At 62.0% G+C, this 2,044-nt stretch carries 2 protein-coding genes and 1 tRNA gene; 2 read left to right on the plus strand and 1 reads right to left on the minus strand.

Annotated elements, in window-relative coordinates; genetic code table 11:
* The first annotated feature begins 34 nt into the window (after positions 1-34).
* A complete protein-coding gene (locus tag BKH32_RS11225; protein ID WP_075250121.1) occupies positions 35-946 on the plus strand; it encodes a D-hexose-6-phosphate mutarotase in 912 nt (303 codons plus the stop codon).
* Between the two features lie 113 nt (positions 947-1,059).
* Positions 1,060-1,150, plus strand: a tRNA-Leu gene (locus tag BKH32_RS11230).
* 66 nt (positions 1,151-1,216) lie between these two features.
* On the opposite strand, the gene BKH32_RS11235 is transcribed toward BKH32_RS11230, so the two are convergent.
* The gene (locus tag BKH32_RS11235) at positions 1,217-1,714 is read right to left on the minus strand and encodes a DUF805 domain-containing protein (RefSeq protein WP_075250122.1); all 498 of its coding nucleotides are present in this window, start codon (positions 1,712-1,714) and stop codon (positions 1,217-1,219) included.
* Between the last annotated feature and the right edge of the window lie 330 nt (positions 1,715-2,044).

The raw sequence follows: 2,044 nt of genomic DNA on the forward strand, positions 1-2,044 counted from the left end.
CAACCTCACAGGGAAGTACAACTAGCGTGGCCCCATGACCGCTCCGAATGTCGGCAATCCGACGCACCCCGCCGTGACGAACCAGCTGCGTCTGCCCCGCACCGCCGCGTTAGGGCCAGGGCGGGGAGGACAGCAGAGGCTTCTCATCGACGCCCCGGCCGGAGCCGCGGAAATCTATCTCCACGGCGCCACCGTGACCTCCTGGGTGCCGCGCGGTGGATCGGAGGTCATCTTCACTTCCCGGCAGGCGGTCTTCGACGGCGCCACCGCCATCCGTGGAGGAATCCCCCTGTGCCTGCCGGAGTTCGGTGTCGGCATCAACGGCGACGCCGTACCGAAACACGGATGGGCCCGCATCGCCCCCTGGCGGCTGCGAACAGTCACCACCACCGACGACGGCGGTGTCCGAGCTCTTCTCAGCGTCAGTCGCGACCGCCTGACAGCGCTCTATGAGGTCGAGGTCGGTGAGACTCTGCGCCTGGGACTCAGCCTGCGCAACGAGGGGACCGAGCCCCGCACGGTGGAGGCGGCCGCCCACACCTATCTCTCAGTCCACGACGTCACCGCCAGCCGCATCAGTGGGCTCGCAGGCGCCCCCTACAGCGACAATCTGGCTCGCAGCCCTCAGGAGGCCCGCCACGTCCAGGAAGGCGATGTGACGATCGGCGGCCCCGTGGACCGCATCTATGACTCAGCCGAGCCGATTACGGTCACTGATCCCGGACACCAGCGCACCATCGGCATCGACAAGCGCAATGCTCCCTCGACGATCGTGTGGAACCCCTGGTCCACGCACAGCGCCCCACTGCCGGATATGGCCAATGACGAGTTCCCTGCCATGGTGTGCGTCGAAAGCGGGGCGGTACGAGAGCACGCACCCACCATCGAGTCCGGGGCGAGCTGGTCCATGCAGGTGACCTTGAGCGTCGAGAGCACCGCAGTGTGATGGGAAGCACTTGGGTGTGGCTTGGTGGCCTTGGTGGCCGTCATGCTAAGTTTCTCTGCGTCGCCAGGGTGAGGTCCTGGCGCAGCCGCTGAAAGGCGGAGGAGACAACACAAGTCCGAGTGGCGGAATAGGTAGACGCGCTAGCTTGAGGTGCTAGTGCCTTATTAAACGGGCGTGGGGGTTCAAGTCCCCCCTCGGACACCACCAACAGATGATCCCCGGAACCTCCTGGTTTCCGGGGATCATCTGTTGTTCTTCAGGGGACTTCGCTCAGCCCCATTCCGGGCGGTAGAGGTCGGGGCGGGTAGACATGCAGCACATCATGAGCGGCACGATCCCCAATCCAATGAAGTAGAAAAGCCGGAACAGCTCCGACTTTCCGGTGTCATGGAGGCGACGGGCCGTCACTGCGAGCGTCGGAGTAATGAGCGTGATCTCATAGGACAACAATAGGCCTAAGATCACGTACACTGCTGCAGGTGTATCAGGAACGGGCGTCAATGATGACGGAATACTGATGATGGCTGCGAGTGCATAGAGACCAAAGGGGATGACTACCTGGAGCAGTAGAAATGTCCACCAGAACTCCGACTGAGATGCATAGCCGTAAAACTGAGCGTAGCGTTGGAAGAAGCGCTTGACGGCTTCGCCTGAACGCGCTCGAGGCAACGGAGAAATGTCGGGAGGCAATGGCGTAGTCCCGAACTGGTTGGGGTCGCCGTATGGTGCCTGGCTGCCGTAGGGTGCGGGGCCGGTTCCGTAGGACATGAATCCTCCATGTAAGACGGGGCAGGGAGTGATGGGTCCCATCATGGCTGGGAGCACCCGGGCTGATGCGCTTTCTGATGTCAGATCGGCGTACGAGTCACAGCCTAAGGGCAGAGGGGAGGGCTCGTCACCTCGGTCCCTTCCAGCTGCGGTGGGGAGCAGTCCCTATGTCGGATCACAGGACCTGACTTATGACGGATAGTTGTATGCGGTCATGACGACGGAATACCAGCGAAATACTTGCTCCAAAACTCCGAAACCACCGAACTGTCATGAATTAGGTGGGAGCTCAAGTTCCCCTCTCGGGCACTGTCAACGCAATGGTCCCCA

The sequence above is a fragment of the Actinomyces oris genome (assembly GCF_001929375.1).
Taxonomy (GTDB): Bacteria; Actinomycetota; Actinomycetes; order Actinomycetales; family Actinomycetaceae; genus Actinomyces; species Actinomyces oris_B.

What these genes read in the sequence shown, in the direction of transcription:
- BKH32_RS11225 (WP_075250121.1), top strand. Translation starts at nt 35, where the DNA reads ATGACCGCTCCGAATGTCGGCAATCCGACGCACCCCGCCGTGACGAAC.
- BKH32_RS11235 (WP_075250122.1), bottom strand. Translation starts at nt 1,714, where the DNA reads ATGTCCTACGGAACCGGCCCCGCACCCTACGGCAGCCAGGCACCATAC.